This window comes from Vogesella mureinivorans (assembly GCF_007644035.1).
Lineage (GTDB): Bacteria > Pseudomonadota > Gammaproteobacteria > Burkholderiales > Chromobacteriaceae > Vogesella > Vogesella mureinivorans.
Genome location: NZ_VMTV02001033.1, coordinates 1 through 255, shown reverse-complemented (window position 1 = coordinate 255; position 255 = coordinate 1). Strand labels below are relative to the sequence as shown.

Annotated in this window: 1 pseudogene; it reads right to left on the bottom strand. The window is 64.3% G+C overall.

Going from position 1 to position 255, the window contains the following annotated elements:
* Positions 1-255, bottom strand: a pseudogene (locus FLQ44_RS22615) (MFS transporter); the annotation flags it as partial.

Sequence of the window (255 nt, the reverse complement as noted above, 5' to 3'; positions counted from 1 at the left end):
ACCGTGGCCACCTCCACCTTCAGCACCCGCTCCATGAAGAAGCGGGTGTAGAAATAGCCGGCGTACCAGACCGCGCCCTGGGCGATCATGATCCCGAACAGGGCCAGCAGCACGAACCGGCCGTTGCGCCAGGTCAGGAAAGACTCCCTGAACGGCGCCCGCTTTTCGGTGCTCTCGGCGGCCATGCGCTGGAAGGCCGGGCTTTCATGCAGCTTCATCCGGATCCAGAGCGAGATCACCAGCAGGAAGGCCGAC